This window comes from Roseateles sp. P5_B10 (assembly GCF_056400485.1).
The window spans coordinates 1-644 of the sequence record NZ_JBFULE010001533.1 but is presented as its reverse complement, the minus strand read 5'-3'; the positions used below and the strand labels follow the sequence as shown (position 1 = coordinate 644).

The window sequence follows — 644 nt, the reverse complement described above, 5'->3', positions numbered from 1 at the left end:
GCCAAGGGCTTGGACGCGCCGGATTTCGACGCCTTCTGGGCGGCGGGCGAAGTGCTGCTGCCACAACTGCCGCTGGATGGCGGCACGCTGCGCGCGTTCCGCGACGATCCCGAGGGCAGGCCGCTGCCGACCACCAGCGGCAAGATCGAGATCACTTCCGACACCATCGCCAGCTTCAATTACGACGACTGCCCCGGCCATCCGGTCTGGCTCGCGCCCGAGGACGTGGTCGATGCGACCAATCCGCTGCAGCTCGTCGCCAACCAGCCGGCGTCACGGCTGCACAGCCAGCTCGACTTTGGTGGGCATAGCAGCGCCGAAAAGCGCCGCGGCCGCGAGGTTGCGCGCATGCATCCGGTCGATGCCGATGCGCGCGGCATCAAGGACGGCGACATCATCAGGCTGTTCAATCAGCGCGGCGCGTGCCTTGCTTCCGTCGTCGTCACCGAGGATGTGATGGCCGGCGTGATCCAGTTGCCGACAGGCGCCTATTACGATCCCGAGGATCCGAACGAGGAAAAGCCGCTCTGCGTCCACGGCAATCCGAACGTGTTGACGCGCGACACCGGCACCTCGCGCCTCGCGCAGGGCTGCACCGGTCAGCTCACGGTGGTGAATGTCGAGAAATTCACCGGCAACCTGCC

General features: G+C 66.5%; 1 protein-coding gene. It reads left to right on the top strand.

The genetic code is table 11. The annotated features are described in order from the left end of the window. The coding region (locus AC1DU6_RS34435) for a molybdopterin dinucleotide binding domain-containing protein (protein WP_477862966.1) at nucleotides 1–644 on the top strand (644 nt) is incomplete at both ends.